Source organism: Bradyrhizobium sp. SPXBL-02 (assembly GCF_051853065.1).
Classification (GTDB): domain Bacteria; phylum Pseudomonadota; class Alphaproteobacteria; order Rhizobiales; family Xanthobacteraceae; genus Bradyrhizobium.
This window is the reverse complement of record NZ_CP182474.1, coordinates 4550933-4567508: the sequence shown is the minus strand read 5'-3', so window position 1 is coordinate 4567508 and position 16576 is coordinate 4550933. Positions and strand designations below refer to the sequence as shown.

19 protein-coding genes are annotated in these 16576 nt (G+C 64.8%); 13 read left to right on the top strand and 6 right to left on the bottom strand.

Annotated features, from left to right (window positions below):
• Positions 1 to 45 precede the first annotated feature (45 nt).
• Positions 46 to 1515 carry a PLP-dependent aminotransferase family protein gene (locus ACNJYD_RS21445; RefSeq protein WP_212257583.1) on the bottom strand — a complete coding sequence of 490 codons (1470 nt, stop codon included), beginning with the start codon at positions 1513 to 1515 and terminating at the stop codon, positions 46 to 48.
• A gap of 75 nt (positions 1516 to 1590) precedes the next feature.
• Here ACNJYD_RS21445 and ACNJYD_RS21440 point away from each other — a divergent pair, with 75 nt between their 5' ends.
• The 7 genes from ACNJYD_RS21440 (at position 1591) to ACNJYD_RS21410 (ending at position 8214) form a co-directional block, all read left to right on the top strand.
• Positions 1591 to 2316 (top strand): pyridoxamine 5'-phosphate oxidase family protein, encoded by a 726-nt coding sequence (locus ACNJYD_RS21440; protein WP_212257584.1) that lies wholly within the window; start codon positions 1591 to 1593, stop codon positions 2314 to 2316.
• 54 nt (positions 2317 to 2370) lie between these two features.
• Complete coding sequence (locus ACNJYD_RS21435) at positions 2371 to 3648, top strand: ArgE/DapE family deacylase (protein ID WP_212257585.1); 1278 nt, start codon at positions 2371 to 2373, stop codon at positions 3646 to 3648.
• Between the two features lie 345 nt (positions 3649 to 3993).
• Entirely contained in the window at positions 3994 to 4803 is an 810-nt protein-coding gene (locus tag ACNJYD_RS21430) for an alpha/beta hydrolase (RefSeq protein WP_212257586.1), read from the top strand.
• A 34-nt stretch (positions 4804 to 4837) separates the two neighbouring features.
• A complete protein-coding gene (kynA, locus tag ACNJYD_RS21425; RefSeq protein ID WP_172788491.1) occupies positions 4838 to 5677 on the top strand; it encodes a tryptophan 2,3-dioxygenase in 840 nt (279 codons plus the stop codon).
• Positions 5678 to 5685: 8 nt separating this feature from the next.
• Positions 5686 to 6888: a kynureninase gene (gene kynU / locus ACNJYD_RS21420; RefSeq protein WP_212257587.1), complete on the top strand. Its 1203-nt coding sequence runs from the start codon at positions 5686 to 5688 to the stop codon at positions 6886 to 6888.
• Positions 6889 to 7059: 171 nt separating this feature from the next.
• Positions 7060 to 7458 (top strand): PaaI family thioesterase, encoded by a 399-nt coding sequence (locus ACNJYD_RS21415; protein ID WP_212257588.1) that lies wholly within the window; start codon positions 7060 to 7062, stop codon positions 7456 to 7458.
• A 150-nt stretch (positions 7459 to 7608) separates the two neighbouring features.
• Entirely contained in the window at positions 7609 to 8214 is a 606-nt protein-coding gene (locus ACNJYD_RS21410; protein ID WP_172788494.1) for a GNAT family N-acetyltransferase, read from the top strand.
• An 85-nt stretch (positions 8215 to 8299) separates the two neighbouring features.
• Here the strand turns inward: ACNJYD_RS21410 and ACNJYD_RS21405 are convergent, their stop codons facing one another.
• The 3 genes from ACNJYD_RS21405 to ACNJYD_RS21395 form a co-directional block, all read right to left on the bottom strand.
• Positions 8300 to 8599: a hypothetical protein gene (locus ACNJYD_RS21405; protein ID WP_172788495.1), complete on the bottom strand. Its 300-nt coding sequence runs from the start codon at positions 8597 to 8599 to the stop codon at positions 8300 to 8302.
• A gap of 94 nt (positions 8600 to 8693) precedes the next feature.
• Positions 8694 to 9380: a DUF2161 domain-containing phosphodiesterase gene (locus ACNJYD_RS21400; RefSeq protein WP_172788496.1), complete on the bottom strand. Its 687-nt coding sequence runs from the start codon at positions 9378 to 9380 to the stop codon at positions 8694 to 8696.
• A 98-nt stretch (positions 9381 to 9478) separates the two neighbouring features.
• The gene (locus tag ACNJYD_RS21395; protein ID WP_260383456.1) at positions 9479 to 10159 is read right to left on the bottom strand and encodes an SDR family oxidoreductase; all 681 of its coding nucleotides are present in this window, start codon (positions 10157 to 10159) and stop codon (positions 9479 to 9481) included.
• A 118-nt stretch (positions 10160 to 10277) separates the two neighbouring features.
• On the opposite strand from ACNJYD_RS21395, the gene ACNJYD_RS21390 reads away from it, so the two are divergent.
• Entirely contained in the window at positions 10278 to 10997 is a 720-nt protein-coding gene (locus ACNJYD_RS21390; protein WP_439363230.1) for an SGNH/GDSL hydrolase family protein, read from the top strand.
• A 15-nt stretch (positions 10998 to 11012) separates the two neighbouring features.
• On the opposite strand, the gene ACNJYD_RS21385 is transcribed toward ACNJYD_RS21390, so the two are convergent.
• The gene (locus ACNJYD_RS21385; RefSeq protein WP_439363229.1) at positions 11013 to 11771 is read right to left on the bottom strand and encodes a tyrosine-protein phosphatase; all 759 of its coding nucleotides are present in this window, start codon (positions 11769 to 11771) and stop codon (positions 11013 to 11015) included.
• Positions 11772 to 11841: 70 nt separating this feature from the next.
• Between ACNJYD_RS21385 and ACNJYD_RS21380 the strand changes: the two genes are divergently transcribed.
• On the top strand, positions 11842 to 12168 hold the full coding sequence (locus ACNJYD_RS21380) for an MliC family protein (RefSeq protein ID WP_439363228.1): 327 nt from the start codon (positions 11842 to 11844) through the stop codon (positions 12166 to 12168).
• A gap of 110 nt (positions 12169 to 12278) precedes the next feature.
• Here ACNJYD_RS21380 and ACNJYD_RS21375 read toward each other — a convergent pair whose 3' ends face one another.
• Positions 12279 to 12482: a DUF2735 domain-containing protein gene (locus ACNJYD_RS21375; RefSeq protein WP_172788500.1), complete on the bottom strand. Its 204-nt coding sequence runs from the start codon at positions 12480 to 12482 to the stop codon at positions 12279 to 12281.
• Positions 12483 to 13021: 539 nt separating this feature from the next.
• Here ACNJYD_RS21375 and ACNJYD_RS21370 point away from each other — a divergent pair.
• The 4 genes from ACNJYD_RS21370 (at position 13022) to ACNJYD_RS21355 (ending at position 16509) form a co-directional block, all read left to right on the top strand.
• Complete coding sequence (locus ACNJYD_RS21370) at positions 13022 to 14056, top strand: glutamine synthetase beta-grasp domain-containing protein (RefSeq protein ID WP_172788501.1); 1035 nt, start codon at positions 13022 to 13024, stop codon at positions 14054 to 14056.
• 195 nt (positions 14057 to 14251) lie between these two features.
• Complete coding sequence (locus tag ACNJYD_RS21365) at positions 14252 to 14953, top strand: GrlR family regulatory protein (protein WP_439367499.1); 702 nt, start codon at positions 14252 to 14254, stop codon at positions 14951 to 14953.
• An 18-nt stretch (positions 14954 to 14971) separates the two neighbouring features.
• Entirely contained in the window at positions 14972 to 15655 is a 684-nt protein-coding gene (locus tag ACNJYD_RS21360; protein ID WP_439363227.1) for a substrate-binding domain-containing protein, read from the top strand.
• A gap of 32 nt (positions 15656 to 15687) precedes the next feature.
• Positions 15688 to 16509 carry a tetratricopeptide repeat protein gene (locus ACNJYD_RS21355; protein ID WP_439363226.1) on the top strand — a complete coding sequence of 274 codons (822 nt, stop codon included), beginning with the start codon at positions 15688 to 15690 and terminating at the stop codon, positions 16507 to 16509.
• The last annotated feature ends 67 nt before the right edge of the window (positions 16510 to 16576 follow it).

Below are 16576 nucleotides of genomic sequence, written 5' to 3'. Positions count from 1 at the left end.
GCCGCAATCTAGGGAGCGGCGGGCGATTCTGATAGTGAAGCTTCGTCACGCGCGGCGGGCCGATTTTCCCCTTGCGCCCAATGCCGCGCGCGATTCCCTTGCGAGACGTTCGGCGGAGGCCACGAGCTGTGGCATGGGATGTCCGGAAAATCCCAGCACGAAGCCGGGGAGGGGACGCCCGCGCGAATAGGTGTCGGCCAATAGCCAGCCTTCGGCGCCGGCCGCCTGCTTGGCATGCGCCGCAACCGCCGGATCGACGGCAGGATCGAACCGGGCGACAAGATGCAGGCCCTGTGAGGGTACCGGCACCGAAAGCGCGCCGTCGGATGCGACTTCCAGCGTCTCGGCGAGCACGTCGCGAGCCTCGCGATACAGTTTTCGCACGCGCTTCAGGTTCGCGGCGAAGGCGCCGGAATTGAGCATGTCCGCCACCGCGCCCTCCATCAGTGTGCCGGGAAAGCGGTCGAGCGCCGCGCGCGCTGCCGTCACGTCTGCGATCAGACGTTCGGGCAGGGCGCAATAGCCGATGCGCAGGCCCGGAAACAGCGTCTTGGCAAACGTGCCGAGATAGATCACGCGCTGGAGGCGATCGATGCCGGCGAGCGACATCAGCGGCGCGCCGTCATAGCGGAACTCGCTGTCGTAATCGTCCTCGAGCACGAATGCGCCGGCCTGCTTCGCCCAGTCCAGAAGCTCGAGCCGCCGCGGCATCGACATCTGCACGCCAAGCGGAAACTGGTGCGATGGCGTGACGTAGGCCGCACGTGCGGACGGCGCCGCGATCCGGCCTTTGGCGACGCGCATCCCGTGCTCGTCCACCTGGACAGGCACGGTGCGATAGCCGCAATGGGCGATGGTTTTTCGGGCGGCGGGATAGCCCGGGTCCTCGCACCAGACCTGGTCGCTGGATTTCAGGATCGCGCTCAGCACGATGCGCAGCGCGTGGAGCGTGCCAGAGGTCAACATGATCTGGTCGGGATCGCAACGCAATCCGCGCGCGGACAACAGATGGTCGGCGATCGCCACACGCAGCTCGCGGCTGCCGCGAGGGTCGCCATAATGCAGGTGCTCCGATCCGAATGCGCGCATGCGGCGGCCGACGAAAGCGCGAAAGCGCTGCACGGCGCGTTCGTCGATATGGGTACAGCCGAGCGCAAACGCGCCCTGCTTTGGCGCTTCGAGAACCACCTTCGGCTTGTTGGGCTCGGCGGCGCGCTTGGGGATACGGGCCGCGACGAACGTTCCGGAGCCGACCGTTGCGTCGGCAAAGCCGTCGGCGATCAGGCGCTCATAGGCGGTGACGACGGCGTTGCGGCGGAAGCCGGTCTGCCTGGCCAGCGTCCGCGACGGCGGCAGCGGCTCGCCCGGCTTGACCAGACCGGAGACGATCATCTCGCACAGCGCCTGATAGAGCCGGTGCGCGGCGGATGCGCCGGCCGTGACGTGAGGGCCGGCGAGGTCGAGCGGAAGCTCGGGCTTGGCTCGGGAGGATGAATTGGTCGGAATTTTTTGCATGGAATTGGAACTATCGCAGACCAAATGCGCCGCTACAACTGCTCCGGATTTTCTTCCATCCGAGCAGGAGCGGCCGTGAGCCAGACCGAGACCTCGACTTCCTATCCGACATCGGCACGCAACCAGGTGAAGCGCCGGCACGACCGCGGCTTCTATGATCACGACACGGTTCATCGCATCCTGGATTCCTCGATGCTGTGCCACGTCTCCTACGCGATCGACGGCCAGCCCTATTGCACGCCGACTTTCTTCTGGCGGCAGGGCACCAAGCTCTACTGGCACGGATCGAGCGCCAGCCGCATGCTGCGCAACCAGAGCAGGGGCGAGCGCGTCTGCCTGACGGTCGCCCATCTCGACAGCCTCGTGCTGGCGCGCTGCGGCTTCAACCATTCCGCCGACTACCGCGCCGTCATGGCGTTCGGCACGGCCTATCTCGTCACCGACCCCGATGAGAAGGAGCGGGCGGTGATCGCGATGGTCGATCGCTTCTTCCCGGATCGCACCGCCGGCCTGCGACAGAGCACCACACAGGAAATCAAGGCAACGTCGTTCATCGCAATGGAAATCGAGGAAGCTTCGGCCAAGATCCGGAGCAAGGGTGTCGCCGACGACGATGAGGACTATGCGTTGCCGATCTATGCGGAGCGCATTCCGGTCCGCACCGTGCTCGGCGCCCCGGAACCGTGTCCGCGCCTGCTCGATGGTGTGAGCCGGCCTGCGACGCTGAACGGCTATTCCGAAGGCCGGCTGCTCGAAGATGCATTGCGGGATGCATATTTTCTGGAGTACCCGAACGGCTGAAATCGGCTAGTTTGCGCGCTCCTTGGGACCATTGGAATGTCTGGAGTCGCCCGAATGAATGCCGAAACGCAGCAGAGGATTCTTGACGCCGTCGACAACGGCTTCGAAGCTCAGCTTGCAACTACAAGCGATTTCGTCGCGATCCCTTCGACCCGCGGGGCGGAGGGACCCTGCCAGGACATGATCGGCGATCTCCTGCGCGAACGCGGCTACGAGGTCGACGACTGGCATATCGATGTCGAGGATTTGAAAGATCTGCGCGGCTTCGGCCCGATCGAGCACGACTTTTCGAAGGCGCGATCCGTGGTGGGCACTTACCGCCCGCGAACCAATGGCGGCAAGTCGCTGATCCTGCAAGGGCACTGCGACGTGGTGCCGGCGGGTCCGCTCGAATTGTGGGATACGCCGCCATTCTCGCCGGTCATCAAGGACGGCAAGATGTTCGGCCGCGGTGCCTGCGACATGAAGTCCGGGACGATCGGTGCGCTCTATGCGCTGGACGCGATCAAGGCGGCTGGCTTCAGGCCGACGGCGCGGATCCATTTTCAATCGGTGATCGAGGAGGAGAGCACCGGCGTCGGCGCACTGTCCACCCTGCAGCGCGGCTATCGCGCGGACGCCTGCTTCATTCCGGAGCCGACCGGCGGCAAGATGGTGCGATCGCAGGTTGGCGTGATCTGGTTTCGCCTCCGCGTGAAGGGACACCCGACCCACGTTGCCTTCGCAGGCTCCGGCGCGAATGCCATCATGGCGGCGTATCACCTGATCCAGGCGCTGCAGAAGCTCGAGATCGCATGGAACGAGCGCGCCAAGGCCGACCGTCACTTCAAGACGATCGACCATCCCGTCAACTTCAACGCCGGCGTCATCAAGGGCGGCGACTGGGCCTCCAGCGTGCCGGCCTGGTGCGATGTCGACTGCCGGATTGCGGTGTTGCCGGGCTGGTCGATCGCCGATCACCAGAAGGAGATCATGGCCTGCGTCGCCGCCGCTTCGCGCAACCACCGCTTTCTCGCCAACAATCCGCCGCAGGTCGAGTGGTCCGGCTTCCTCTCGGAAGGCTATGAGCTGACCAACGCTAGGGAGCCTGAGGCTGCGTTCGGCAAGGCCTTCAACGGGGTCTATGGCGGCACGCCAGAGGATCTCGTCTTCACGGCACTGACCGACACGCGCTTCTACGGCCTCAACCACGGCATCCCGAGCCTCTGCTTTGGCGCCAGCGGAGGCGAGATGCACGGCTTCAACGAGTTCGTCGATCTGGATTCATTGAAGAAGGCGACCAAGGCGATGGCGCTGTTCATCGCGGAATGGTGCGGGCTGGAGAAGGCGTAGGCCTCTCCGCCGTCATTGCGAGCGCAGCGAAGCAATCCAGCATCTCTCGGCGGCGGCAGCCTGGATTGCTTCGTCGCTGCGCTCCTCGCAATGACGGAACGGCGGTTAGGTCCTCATCCTGAGGAGCTTGCGGAGCAAGCGTCTCGAAGGGTGAAGGCACGGCCGGTGGCCTCGCCCTTCGAGACGCCGCTTCGCGGCTCCTCAGGTGAGGAGAAACATCTTGCCGCCCTGTGCCCGAAACACGGGCTTCGCCAACTCCTTTAAGCTTAAAAGAAAGACTAGGATAGCGGGCGTCCCGGTGGCAGACTGGCGTCCGGTTCGTCGGACGAGTCCTCGGGAGCAACGATGCGCGATTGGGATGACGCTTACGCCAATTCGGCCCATATCCCGGGCTCGGACAAGATGCAGGCGCTGTGGGCGGAGCGGGCGGCGGCCTACCGCGCCGGGCTGAAGGAATTTCGTCCCGACATCGCCTACGGCGCCGGCGAGCGCCAGAAGCTCGACCTGATCCTGCCTGACGGCGACAGCAAGGGCCTCGTCGTCTTCGTCCATGGCGGCTACTGGATGCGCTTCGACAAGTCGGCCTGGACCGACCTCGCCGAAGGTGCGCGCCATCATGGCTGGACGGTGGCGCTGCCGAGCTACACGCTGGCGCCGGCTGCACGCATCTCCGATATCACCGCGGAAATCACCGCCGCGATCGCCAAAGCCGCATCGCTGGTCTCAGGGCCGATCCGGCTCGCCGGCCATTCCGCCGGCGGCCATCTCGTCACGCGCATGCTGTGCGACGACAGCCGGCTCGAGTCTGCTGTCTTCAACCGTATCGCCGGCACGCTCTCGATCAGCGGTCTGCATGATCTGCGTCCGCTGCTCAAGACGAAGATGAACGACACGCTGCGCATGACCATGGAGGAGGCGAGCCTCGAAAGCGCGGCGCTGCATCTGCCGCGGGGGCATTCGCCCGTAACGGCCTGGGTAGGCGGCAGCGAGCGTCCCGAATTCATCCGCCAGTCCGATCTGATGGCCAATATCTGGACCGGCTTCGACGTGCCGACGCACCTCGTCATCGATCCCGGTCTCAACCATTTTACCGTGATTGACGGGCTGAAGGAGCCGTCCTCGCCGATCACTGCCCGCCTGATCGGCCTCGACTGAGCAAAGCCGGGAAGATCGATCGAAAGGACCCGCCATGACGTCCCGCGATTACGATCCTGCAAGCGAAGGCGCCGAGACCGATTTCGCCCGGCGCATGTCCTATGGCGACTACCTTGCGCTGGATGCGATTCTTGGCGCGCAGCACCCGCTGTCGGAGGCGCATGACGAGATGCTGTTCATCATCCAGCATCAGACCACGGAGTTGTGGATGCGGCTCGCCATCCACGAGCTCAGCGCTGCGCGCCGCGCGATCGCCAAAGACGAGGTTGCCCCCGCGATGAAGATGCTGGCGCGGATGTCGCGCATCTTCGAGCAGCTCAACAACGCCTGGGACGTACTCCGGACCATGACGCCCAGCGAGTATACCCGCTTCCGCTCGCAGCTCGGTCAATCCTCGGGGTTCCAGTCACGCCAGTACCGGCTGATCGAATTCCTGCTCGGCAACCGCAACCACGCCATGCTGAAGCCGCACGCGCACGATGCCGAGACGGTCAAGCTGCTCGAAGCCGAGCTCGCGACGCCAAGCCTCTATGACGAGGTGCTGCGGCTCGCCGACCGCAACGGGCTCAAGATGCCTGCGGCGGTGCTGGCGCGCGACGTTCGCGAGACGCACAGCTTCAACGAAGGCGTGCTGCAGGCCTGGCGTATCGTCTACGAGGCGCCGGAGACGCACTGGATGCTCTACGAGCTGGCCGAGAAGCTGGTCGATTTCGAGGACTATTTCCGGCGCTGGCGCTTCAACCACGTCACCACGGTCGAGCGGGTCATCGGCTTCAAGCGCGGCACCGGCGGCACCGGCGGCGTGAGCTATCTGAAGCGCATGCTCGAGGTCGAGCTGTTTCCCGAGCTCTGGCGCGTGCGTACAATTCTGTAGGGATGTCCATGACCAGGCTTCGCGTCTACGACGACACCAAAGCGTTGTTCCATCTGCCTGACGGCCTGATCTATCTCGACGGCAATTCGCTCGGTGCGCTGCCGCTGGGCGTTGCCGAGCGCGTCAACCGCGTGATCACCGAGGAGTGGGGCAACGAGCTGATCCGCGCCTGGAACACCGCAGGCTGGTATGTCCAGCCGCGCCATGTCGGCGATCGCATCGCGCGGTTGATCGGTGCGGAGGCCGGCTCGGTGATGGTCGGAGACACGCTGTCCCTGAAGGTCTATCAGGCTCTCGCCGCCGCGCTCGACATGACCCCGTCCCGCAAGATCGTCCTGTCGGACACCGGCAACTTCCCGACCGACCTCTACATGGCCGAGGGCCTGATCGCGACGCTTGGGCGCGGCCATCAATTGCGTCTGGTGGCACCTGAGGAGATCGAGGGTGCGTTGTCCGACGAGATCGCCGTTCTGTACATCACCGAGGTCGACTACCGCACCGGCCGTCGCCACGACATGGCAAAGCTCACCGCGAGAGCGCACGCGCTTGGCATCGTCACCCTCTGGGATCTCGCCCATTCCGCCGGCGCGCTGCCGGTCGATCTCGCCGGGAGCGGCGCCGATTTCGCCGCGGGGTGTACCTACAAATATCTCAACGCGGGCCCCGGTGCGCCGGCCTTCCTCTATGTCGCGCCGCGTCATGCCGACAGCGCGCGCGCCGCTCTGTCGGGCTGGATGGGCCACGCAAAACCGTTTGCGTTCGAGCTTGCCTATGCGGCCGCGGGCGGCGTCGAACGCATGCGCGTCGGCACCCCTCCGGTGCTCGCCATGGCGGCGTTGGAGGCCTCGCTCGATATCTGGGACAAAGTCGATATCGCGGAGGTTCGTGCGCGTTCGCTGGCGCTGGGTGATCTCCTGATCAGTGAAGTCGAGCGCCATTGTCCGCAGCTCAAGCTCGTCACCCCGCGCGATCATGAGCGCCGCGGCTCGCAAGTCTCGTTCGCCTTCGACGGCGGCTACGCCGCGATGCAGGCCCTGATCGCCCGTGGTGTCATCGGCGATTTCCGCGCGCCTGACATCATGCGGTTCGGCCTGACGCCGCTCTATGTCGGAGAGAATGAGATCATCCGGGCGGCGGAGATCATCGAAGAGGTGATTTCAGGGGAAGTGTGGCGACGGCCGGAGTACCAGGTGGTGAACGCGGTGACGTGAGGCGGTCTCGTGCCCCGGACGCAGCGCAGCAACGCTTCGCGTTGCTGCGCGTCCGGGACACGAGAGTATGGCATTGCGTGAGGACGTCAGCACCGCCATTACCTCGGACGTCATTGCTTCGCCGCGCGGGGCAATTCACGCTGAACCAACAACCAATTGGGAGCAGTTCCGATGACGCCGCTCGAGAAACTTAAAGCGATGAAGATGCCGTTCGCCGAGCTCAAGGGCGTCGAGTTTGTCGAGGCGGAGAAGGACCGCGTAGTGGCGCGGATGACCGTCCGGGCCGATCTCTGCACGCTGCACCACACCATCCACGGCGGGGCCGTGATGGCGCTGGCCGATTCCGTCGGCGCGGCGGCGACCGTGATCAATCTGCCCGAGGACGCCAAGGGGACGACCACGCTGGAGAGCAAAACTAATTTCATCGGCGGGGCAAAGGAGGGGGCCACAATCATCGCTACTGCCACCCCGGTGCACCGGGGCCGGCGGACCCAGGTCTGGACCACCCGGCTGGAAACCGAGGACGGCAAGCTGGTTGCGGTGGTGACCCAGACGCAGCTGGTGCTGTGACTACAGCATTTTGATTCTATTAACGAATTAGTCGCGTTGGTGCCCGAATCTTGGGCAGGTTCCCGTCTTGAAAATCATGGTGCGATGCACAATATTGGGGGCCTAGGGATTCGAACGCCTCCTCGAGGGACACCAAGAGGAGTTTCTGACGTGGTACTTGAAGACACCGTCCGTACCGTTCCCGGCTATGTACGGACCTTGATCCAGCAGGAAGAATTGCCGCTCCTGCGCGATCACCTGCTGAGGCTCGATGCCGCCAGCCGGCACGACCGTTTCAACGGCTTTCTCGACGACAGCTTCATCGAGCGCTACGCCGCCCGCTGCGCCGAGGACGGCACCGTGATCGTTGCCTATATGGTCGACGGCGTGGTGCGCGGTGCGGCTGAGCTGCATCCCCCGGAGGACGATTCCTTGCCGGAGGTCGCTTTCAGCGTGGAAGCCTCCGCGCGCCGCCAGGGCGTCGGCACCGTGCTGTTCCGCCGCCTGATCGCGGAGGCGCGCTGGAAGGGCTACAAGCGGCTGCGCATCACGACGGGTGCCGAGAATCACGCGATGCGGGCGCTCGCCAGGAAGTTCGGGGCCCATCTGGCTTTCCGCCACGGCGAATCGACCGGCACGATCGACCTCGCCAAGACGCCCGAGGCCGAGCTTGCCGATCTGGCGGCCTCGCCGTTCACGGCCGGACGCGCTCTTCTCAGCTTCAACAGCACGTGCTGGAAGCTGATCTCGAGCATGTACGGCAATCGGGCTGCATAGCCCGGAAATTGCGCACAGGAATCACAAAGCGGACCGGCCAGGCCGGTCCGCTTTCGTGTTCCGTGCGATGAGATGAAATGGATGCTCAGCTGCGTGTGGCGGCGCCGAAGCGGCGGACAACGCGGCGTTCGACCACCACGGAGCGCTGCGCGCCCTGTTCGCCGGCGATCACGCGCGTCGCCGTGATGCGGCTGTTGGCGCGGGCCTGCTTCTTCACCTCGGCCTGGACGACGTCGAGCGGCATCCCCATCAAGGCTGCGGCGATCTCGGCCTGCTGCGCCTGGTCGTCGGTGATGCCGATCGCAGCGAAGATCGCCTCGTCGAGGGTCGGAGGATCGTGGCGCACGCGCCGTGTGCCATATTTGGTATTCCAGTCTGCGCTCATAACGGCCTCATTTCGATGCCGGATACCTAGTGCCGCCAATGTTGCATTGCAATATGGAATCGGTGTGGCATCTCAGCTATGCACCGGTCTGGTGTCACAGCGGTGACGCAGCACCTGCGCCGACCTCCACCCGTTGCTGGGGCCAACGCTTCAGGGCGGCGTGTCCGGCTTCGGTGAGCCGGTAGATTCCCCGCTCAGCGCGTTCGAACCAGCCATACACATTGTTAAGCAAGATCTTGCCGGCATCGGGGCAGCGTTCGCGCAGCGCGCGCACCTGTTTCGGCCCCTCGGCAAGCGCCGCCGCGCAGGCCAGCGCCTGCTGGCGATAGGCCGTCATGATCGGTGCGCGGGTGCTGCCGCCAAGCACGGGATCGCCCTGGCGGCGCTGATGCTCGGCAACCAGACGCGAGCGCACCTTCGGCTCGCGGCGCGGCGCCGCGGTCGGCGGCTTCACTAGCACTTCGACCTGGCCGCGATCGGTCACGCCAAGCATGCCGAAGCCGAGGCGGCGGCAGAGATTGCGATAGCGCGCATCGCTCTCGCGCCCCTTGCCGCGCGCGGACATCTTCGCTGCGATCCAGACCTCGTCGCCGGCCGGCGCGCGATCGACCGCCTGCAGGATCAGCTCGAGATTGAAGGCAAGCTTGAGCTCGCCGATCACCACGACGGGTGGATCGCCGGCGCTGAGGCCGACGAGATCGCAGCCGCCGATCTCGCCCTTGACCGTGAAGCCGAGCTCTTCGAGGAAGCGTTTGACGGGGAGGTAAAGCGCGGTTTCCAAGGGACGTCCGATCGGAGAATCAGTTGCAGACAGTCTAGAGCCTTCTCGGCCCCTATTGAATCGGAGCCGATGTCTCTAACTGTCGGATCGGAACGCGATTAGACCCGGCCGCCGACCGGGACCAGCGCGCCGGTGACGCCGCTGGCGGCATCGCTGGCGAGGAACAGGATAACTTCGGCGAGTTCCTGTGGCGTCACCCATTTGGAAAAGTCCGCCTTCGGCATGTCGGCGCGGTTGGCCGCGGTATCGATGATCGAGGGCAGGACGGCATTGACGGTAACCTTGCCCTTCCACTCGTTGGCGAGCGCCTCGGTCAGGCGATGCACGCCGGCTTTCGACGCAGCATAGGGGCCCATGCCGCTGCCGGCCTGCAGTGCGCCCATGGCGCCGATATTGACGATGCGGCCGGCCGGGGACTTGGCAAGGTGCGGCAGCGCCGCGCGCGAGGCGTTGAGCGCCGTCAGGACGTTCAGCGCGTGCATGCGCTGCCACGTCGCGATGTCGCCGTCGCCGACGGTCTCGAAGGCGAAGCCGCCGGCGATGTTGATCAGCGCGTCGAGCCGGCCGAAATGCTTCGCCGCCGCATCGACGGCATTCTTCGCTTGCCCCGCGTCGGACAGGTCGACACCGCCCATCACGATGCGTTGGGGCGTCTCTGATAATTGCGAGGGCGCATGATCGATCCCGGCAATCCGCGCGCCGCGGGACCGTGCCATCTCCGCGACGACTCTGCCGAGTGCGCCGAGCGCGCCAGTCACGACAACTACTTTCCCCTGCACGATTGCTCTCCATCGTTATCCTTCACTGACTATTGCGCGGGGTGGATTGCGCTTGCAATGGCGGCAACATCAAGACTGGGCTACAAATGCAACTTTAGATCGTTGAGGAGGTCATTGCATGTCTGACAATTTGCCAACCGTCGAATTTCCCGCTGCGATCGTCGACCTGACATATCCGCTGATGCGGCTCCGACAGGCGTTGGGAGACAAGGGACCAGTGCGCATCGTCGCCATGGGCTCGTCGTCAACAGCCGGACGAGCCGACGTCGTCCCGTATCCCTATAGGCTGGAGATGTATTTGCGGCAGTATTTCAAGGATGTGGTGCCGCGGCCGGACATCCGGATTGACGTCCTGAACCGGGGCAAGGGCGGCGAAGAGGCAACCGAAGAGCTTGGACGCTTCGATGTCGATATTTTTCGTGATGATCCGGCATTGGTCATCTGGCAGGTCGGAACCAACGCGGTCTTTCATAACGACAAGTATGACTTGGATATCGTTGCTGGGGACATCAGGAAGGGTCTGGCGCAATTACGCGCTCGCGGCTTCGAGGTTCTGGTGATCGATCCGCAATACGTGACGAAGATGCTTTGGGATGACCGCGCCGAGCTCGCTGACAAGATGGTCCGGCTGATCCGCGAAGCTGCCAATGAGGCAAGTGTGAATTTGTTTCGGCGTTGGTCGCTGATGCGGCACTGGCACGTGCAGAACAATGTCTCGTTCGATCAATTGATCGACACGAGTGATCCCGACAAGCTGCACCAGAACGATTGGAGCACCCAACAACTTTCCTTGGCGCTCAAGAATGCCATCATCAAAGCCCTCGGGCCGATGGCCTGAGGCTACCGCCGCGGGTCACGCCTGCAGATAACGCTCCTTCAGTGCGGTGCGCTCAGCCGTGCCGAGCTTGAGCCCGTCGCGCAAATAGGTTTCGAGATCGCCATATTCGCTGCCGACCGCTTCGAAAGCGGCCGCCAGGTAAGAGGCCTCGACGCTGCCGATCGCGTCGAGGACATCGGCGGGCAGATCGGAGGCGTTCGACGGGTCGCGCTTGTAGTGCCGGTTGGTCAAGAGGTAGTCCTCCGCAATGACATCGTCCGCCACGCCCAGCGCGTGCAGGATCAGCGCGCTGGCAAAACCGGTGCGGTCCTTGCCGGCGGTGCAGTGGATCACGAGCGGCGCGCGGTCTTCCAGCAGATGGCCGAACAGCGCGCGGTAGCTGTGGGTGTTGTGGCGGACATAGTTGCGGTAGGACTCGCGCATGAGCTCGAGCGCCACGGCCGCGATCAGCGTGCCCTTCGCGAGCTCGGCGCGCAGCGCGGCCACGACGGTCGGCTCGATCGGCAGCGAATGCACCGTGATCTCGTTCACGACGCAGATGCCGGCCGCGCGCTCCTCGACACCGCGGAAATCGAAGGCGCTGCGCACGCCGAGCGCGCGGACGATCTCGACGTCGGCCGCGGTGAGCTGGCCGAGATGGTTGGAGCGGAAAATGTGCCGCCAGCGCGTGGTGCGGCCATCGGCGGTCGGGTAGCCACCGAGGTCGCGGAAATTGCTGGCACCCTGGAGGGCGAGATGACGGGCAGGGGAGTCCTTGAGGGAGGAGTCTTGCATGGGATCAGCTTGGGTTATGGTTCCACCGGATGCACGTTCGGCATCTTGCGGTCTATTACAGGGGGCGATCATGGGCCGGCACAAGGCCATTGTTTTGACGGTCAGCATGCTGGCGGGCGGAATGCTCGGTGGGCGGCAGGCCGATGCGCAGACCTTCCAAACCTATCGCTGCGCCGATGGTACGCAGTTCATCGTCGGGTTTTATGACGGCGACAAGCGCGCCTTTCTCCAAATCGACGGCGAGCCGGTCGCGCTCGCCAAGCGGCTGGCGGTTTCGGGGGCGCGCTATTCGGGGGCGGGAGTTGCGCTGAGGATTCCCAAGACCGGCCCCGCTACGGTCAAGCATCTGAAACGGCCGGTTACCGCCTGCGCGGTGGTCGAAAAGTCCGGGATCTAGCCCGGGGGCGCCTGGAATCGAAAAGGGCCGAAACGCCGTTGTTTCGACCCTTGTTCAAACTGTCGCCGGCCGCTTGCGAGAGCCTGGCACTGTCGGACCAGCAGCTGGCATCAGCGTTCCCATTTGGGCTTGGCTTCGTCCACCGCGTCCTGGTGGTACCAGCTATCGCTGCAGATCGAGACGTTCGCTGGCAGCGAAGCCTGATCGGCGGGAAAGCGGGTCTCGCCATAGCGGCGTCCCGCGAGGGCCGCACGGCCGCCGACGGGGAATTGATAGATCTTTGCAGATCCGTGACTCAGACCATTGTTCATCATTGCGATTCTCCTTGGTCGAAGCGCCTTGGCCTCCATGGTGCGCCCGACTCGTTCGATTGTGGTTACTGGAATCCCCATATCGGCCCCTCGTCCCGGATTGGAAAGTGCTGAAAAGGAAATCAGTTTCCGCCCAATTTGTAGGCAGGCAGCCTTCTGCATCCTCCAAGGCACGCTGCCGCTGACCAACGCGTGGGCCATTCCGAAGGTTGCTGGGGAGGGGTGGGGGAGTTTGCGAAAGTTACCGGACGTTGATGCGCGTTTCATCGGCAGCGCGCGGGGCGGTGTCAGCTGCTTCTGAATCGGGCGTTTTCCGCGGGATTTTTGCAGTGCAGCTTCACGTCAAGGTGCGCGGCTATGACGCACGGTGCCGTGGAGGCCTCGCCCGCGGCGAGGAGGAGCCGGAAGCAGTGGAAAACAGCCCGTTCTGCGGCCTTTTGGCACGCTAAATGCTTGGGAAGGGCCGGCCGATGATGGCCGGGTACAAAACGTGCGGGGGCCGCCAGGCCCCCAACCTTTCGCATCATCTACAGAGAGGCTCAATGACCAAGTACAAGCTCGAGTACATCTGGCTCGACGGATATACGCCGACTCCGAATTTGCGCGGCAAAACTCAGATCAAGGAATTCGCGTCGTTCCCGACGCTCGAGCAGCTTCCGCTCTGGGGCTTCGACGGCTCCTCGACCCAGCAGGCCGAAGGCCACAGCTCCGATTGCGTGCTGAAGCCGGTCGCCGTGTTCCCGGACGGTGCGCGCACCAACGGCGTGCTGGTGATGTGCGAAGTCATGATGCCCGATGGCAAGACCCCGCACGCCTCCAACAAGCGCGCCACCATCCTCGACGACGCCGGCGCCTGGTTCGGCTTCGAGCAGGAATACTTCTTCTACAAGGACGGCCGTCCGCTCGGCTTCCCGACATCGGGCTATCCCGCGCCGCAGGGCCCGTACTACACCGGCGTCGGCTTCTCGAATGTGGGCGACGTCGCCCGCAAGATCGTCGAAGAGCATCTCGACCTCTGCTTGGCCGCCGGCATCAACCATGAAGGCATCAACGCGGAAGTCGCCAAGGGCCAGTGGGAATTCCAGATCTTCGGCAAGGGCTCCAAGACCGCTGCCGACCAGATGTGGATGGCCCGCTACCTGATGCTGCGCCTGACCGAGAAGTACGGCATCGACATCGAATTCCACTGCAAGCCGCTCGGCGATACCGACTGGAACGGCTCGGGCATGCACGCCAACTTCTCGACCGCCTATATGCGCGAAGTCGGCGGCAAGGAGTATTTCGAGGCGCTGATGGCCGCCTTCGAGAAGAACCTGATGGACCACATCGCCGTTTACGGCCCGGACAACGACAAGCGTCTGACCGGCAAGCACGAGACCGCGCCGTGGAACAAGTTCAGCTACGGCGTTGCCGATCGTGGCGCTTCGATCCGCGTTCCGCACTCCTTCGTCAACAACGGCTACAAGGGCTATCTGGAAGACCGCCGTCCGAACTCGCAAGGCGACCCCTACCAGATCGCTTCGCAGATCCTGAAGACGATCTCGTCCGTGCCGACCGACAAGAAGGCCGCGGCCTAAGATCCTCCCGGCCCGGGCTGGGGGGCTGGCCCGGGTTGGCATTCAATCCGCCGGAGCGACAAGCTCCGGCGGATTTTTGCATTGTGATGACAGCTGTTCCTCTGCGTGTCGGCCCCGGCGCCGCGAAACTTGTCCATCGCCGCCGAAAGCGGGATAGAGTGCGTCCGGATGCGCGCAGAGCCGGGGACACGGCTGGTGTTTGAAGGCTTCTACAAGGTGAAATTTCAGCTCGGCGATTCCATCGGCCGCAGCGTAATGCATGCCGGCAATGGCAAGATGCTCGGCGGCAATTCGGCTTTCGCCCATATCGGCAGCTACGAGAAGACCGACAGCGGCGTCGACGTCGTCATCAAGACCGTCCGCCACAATCCCGATCCGAGCTACCGCGCCATGGCCGGCACCGACGATGCGACCCTGATCGCGAAGGGCTGGGCCGACGGCGATCTCTATCGCTTCAAGGGCGAGCTCAAGGAGCTGCCGGGCGTGCCGTTCCAGTCGCTGATGACGCCGATCACCGAGGAGGAGGTGCCGATCGCGGGCGGCGTCGGCGAAGCCGGCATCAGCGACGGTCTTTACTCCATCCACCTGCGCATGCTCGACGGCCTCGACGGCGGGCTCACCGGGGTGATGCTGCTCAACCAGGGCCGCATCCTCGGCGGCGATGCGGCTTTCTACTATCTCGGCAGCTACACCGCCGCGAAGGGCCGCTGGAAGGGCCAGATCCTCAACCAGGAGCACACGCCGGCCAAGGACGATCCGATCTTCGGCGGCCACGAGGTCGGCATCGGCTTCTCCGGCAGCTACGACGCGGAGCAGGCGGTGCTGGAGGCAGCGGCGCTGGCCGGCAAGCGATCCTTGCGCCTGACCGCTGCGCTCAAGCTGATGCATCGCGCCTGATCGCGTCTGGAGCTATCAATGGAAAATGTCCGCATGCTCTCGACGCTCGGCCTGATGGGCGCGATGCGGAGCCTGTCCACCGCCTTCGAGGCCATCAGCGGCATCCATGTCGATGCCGATTTCGCGCCGACGCTGGCGCTGCTCAAGCGGTTGCGCGCGGGCGAGGCCGCCGACCTCGTCATCCTCACCCGCGAAGGGCTCGACGAGATGATCGGCGAAGACCAAGTGGTGGCCGCGAGCGCAGCGGATCTGGCGCGCTCCTTCGTCGGCATCGCGGTGCGGGCAGGGCAAGGACACCCCGACATCGCCAGCGAAGCCGCGCTACGCCAGGCGCTGCTCGCCGCGCGGTCCGTCGCCTATTCGCGGCTCGGCGCAAGCGGCGTGTACTTCGCCCAGCTGATCGAGCGGATGGGCATCGCGGCAGAGATCAACGCCAAGGCCAGCATCGTCGAGCAGGGATTTACCGCCGAGCGGCTCGTGACCGGTGAGGCTGACCTCGCCGTGCAGCAAATCAGCGAGCTGAAGCAGGTCGGCGGCATCGAGGTAGTCGGCCCGATCCCGCGCGAGCTGCAGACGCCGGCCGTGTTCTCCGCCGGCCGCATGGCGAATGCGAAACATGCCGGCGCCGCGGACCGCTTGCTGCGCTATCTGGCATCGCCTGAGGTCGCCCCCGTCCTGCGCCAATCGGGACTCGAGCCTTGAATTTGCCGAGCCACAGACGCAACGTGACGATCATGCGGACTTACCTCCTTGCCATGCTGCTGGCCTTCGCCGCGCCCCTGACGGCGCAGGCGCAATCGGCCGATCTCGTGTTGTGCGACCGACTCGCCGCCGATCCCAGCGATCCCGACAAGCCGGCCGACGTGAAGGGCGTCGCGGAGATCGCGTCCGCCGACATCGCAACCGCGGTCAAATTCTGCAGGCAGGCGGCCACCGCCTCTCGCCGCGCGATGTTCGAGCTCGGGCGCGCTTATGCGGCCAACCGGCAGACCGCAGAGGCGATCGCGGCCTGGCGCAAGGCGGCCGACAAGGGATCCAGCGCGGCCATGGTCGAGCTCGGCGTGCTCTACGGCACCGGCGCCGGTGTCGCCAAGGACGAGGCGCAGGCGCGAAAGCTGTTCGAGAAGGCGGCGCAGGCCGGCAACCCGCGCGGCGTCAGCAACCTTGCCGCGCTCGGCAGTGCAGGCGGCGCGGCGCCGGCCGACCCCGCCCAGGCTCGCGCGCTGCTCGGCAAGGCCGCCGAGACCAATGCGGAGGCGCAGTACCAGCTCGGCCTGATGCTGTCTGAAGGCGATGGCGGCGCAAAGGACGACGTCGCGGCGCGCGCGCTGTTCGAGAAGGCGGCGGCGCAAAACCATCCCGGCGCGCTGGAGCGGATGGGGGCCTTCGCGCAGGAAGGCCGCGGCGGTCCGAAGGACAAGGACGCCGCCAAGGCCTATTACGAGCGCGCCGCAGCGCTCGGCGACGAGGACGCCAAGAAGGCGCTGGAGCGCATTCGCTGTCCCTATGCGATCAAGGACAAGCAGGGCAAGCTCGTCACCACGCTGTGCTTCTGATTGATCGCGCTCCCTTCAAGAGCGGCCAGTCGCAATGGGCGCGCATCGGGCAGGTGAACATCGGCCC

What these genes read in the sequence shown, in the direction of transcription:
- ACNJYD_RS21385 (WP_439363229.1), bottom strand. Translation starts at nt 11,771, where the DNA reads ATGCAAGACTCCTCCCTCAAGGACTCCCCTGCCCGTCATCTCGCCCTC.
- ACNJYD_RS21360 (WP_439363227.1), top strand. Translation starts at nt 14,972, where the DNA reads ATGGAAAATGTCCGCATGCTCTCGACGCTCGGCCTGATGGGCGCGATG.
- ACNJYD_RS21380 (WP_439363228.1), top strand. Translation starts at nt 11,842, where the DNA reads ATGGGCCGGCACAAGGCCATTGTTTTGACGGTCAGCATGCTGGCGGGC.
- kynU (WP_212257587.1), top strand. Translation starts at nt 5,686, where the DNA reads ATGACCAGGCTTCGCGTCTACGACGACACCAAAGCGTTGTTCCATCTG.
- ACNJYD_RS21430 (WP_212257586.1), top strand. Translation starts at nt 3,994, where the DNA reads ATGCGCGATTGGGATGACGCTTACGCCAATTCGGCCCATATCCCGGGC.
- ACNJYD_RS21435 (WP_212257585.1), top strand. Translation starts at nt 2,371, where the DNA reads ATGAATGCCGAAACGCAGCAGAGGATTCTTGACGCCGTCGACAACGGC.
- ACNJYD_RS21375 (WP_172788500.1), bottom strand. Translation starts at nt 12,482, where the DNA reads ATGATGAACAATGGTCTGAGTCACGGATCTGCAAAGATCTATCAATTC.
- kynA (WP_172788491.1), top strand. Translation starts at nt 4,838, where the DNA reads ATGACGTCCCGCGATTACGATCCTGCAAGCGAAGGCGCCGAGACCGAT.
- ACNJYD_RS21445 (WP_212257583.1), bottom strand. Translation starts at nt 1,515, where the DNA reads ATGCAAAAAATTCCGACCAATTCATCCTCCCGAGCCAAGCCCGAGCTT.
- ACNJYD_RS21355 (WP_439363226.1), top strand. Translation starts at nt 15,688, where the DNA reads ATGCGGACTTACCTCCTTGCCATGCTGCTGGCCTTCGCCGCGCCCCTG.
- ACNJYD_RS21415 (WP_212257588.1), top strand. Translation starts at nt 7,060, where the DNA reads ATGACGCCGCTCGAGAAACTTAAAGCGATGAAGATGCCGTTCGCCGAG.
- ACNJYD_RS21370 (WP_172788501.1), top strand. Translation starts at nt 13,022, where the DNA reads ATGACCAAGTACAAGCTCGAGTACATCTGGCTCGACGGATATACGCCG.
- ACNJYD_RS21390 (WP_439363230.1), top strand. Translation starts at nt 10,278, where the DNA reads ATGTCTGACAATTTGCCAACCGTCGAATTTCCCGCTGCGATCGTCGAC.
- ACNJYD_RS21405 (WP_172788495.1), bottom strand. Translation starts at nt 8,599, where the DNA reads ATGAGCGCAGACTGGAATACCAAATATGGCACACGGCGCGTGCGCCAC.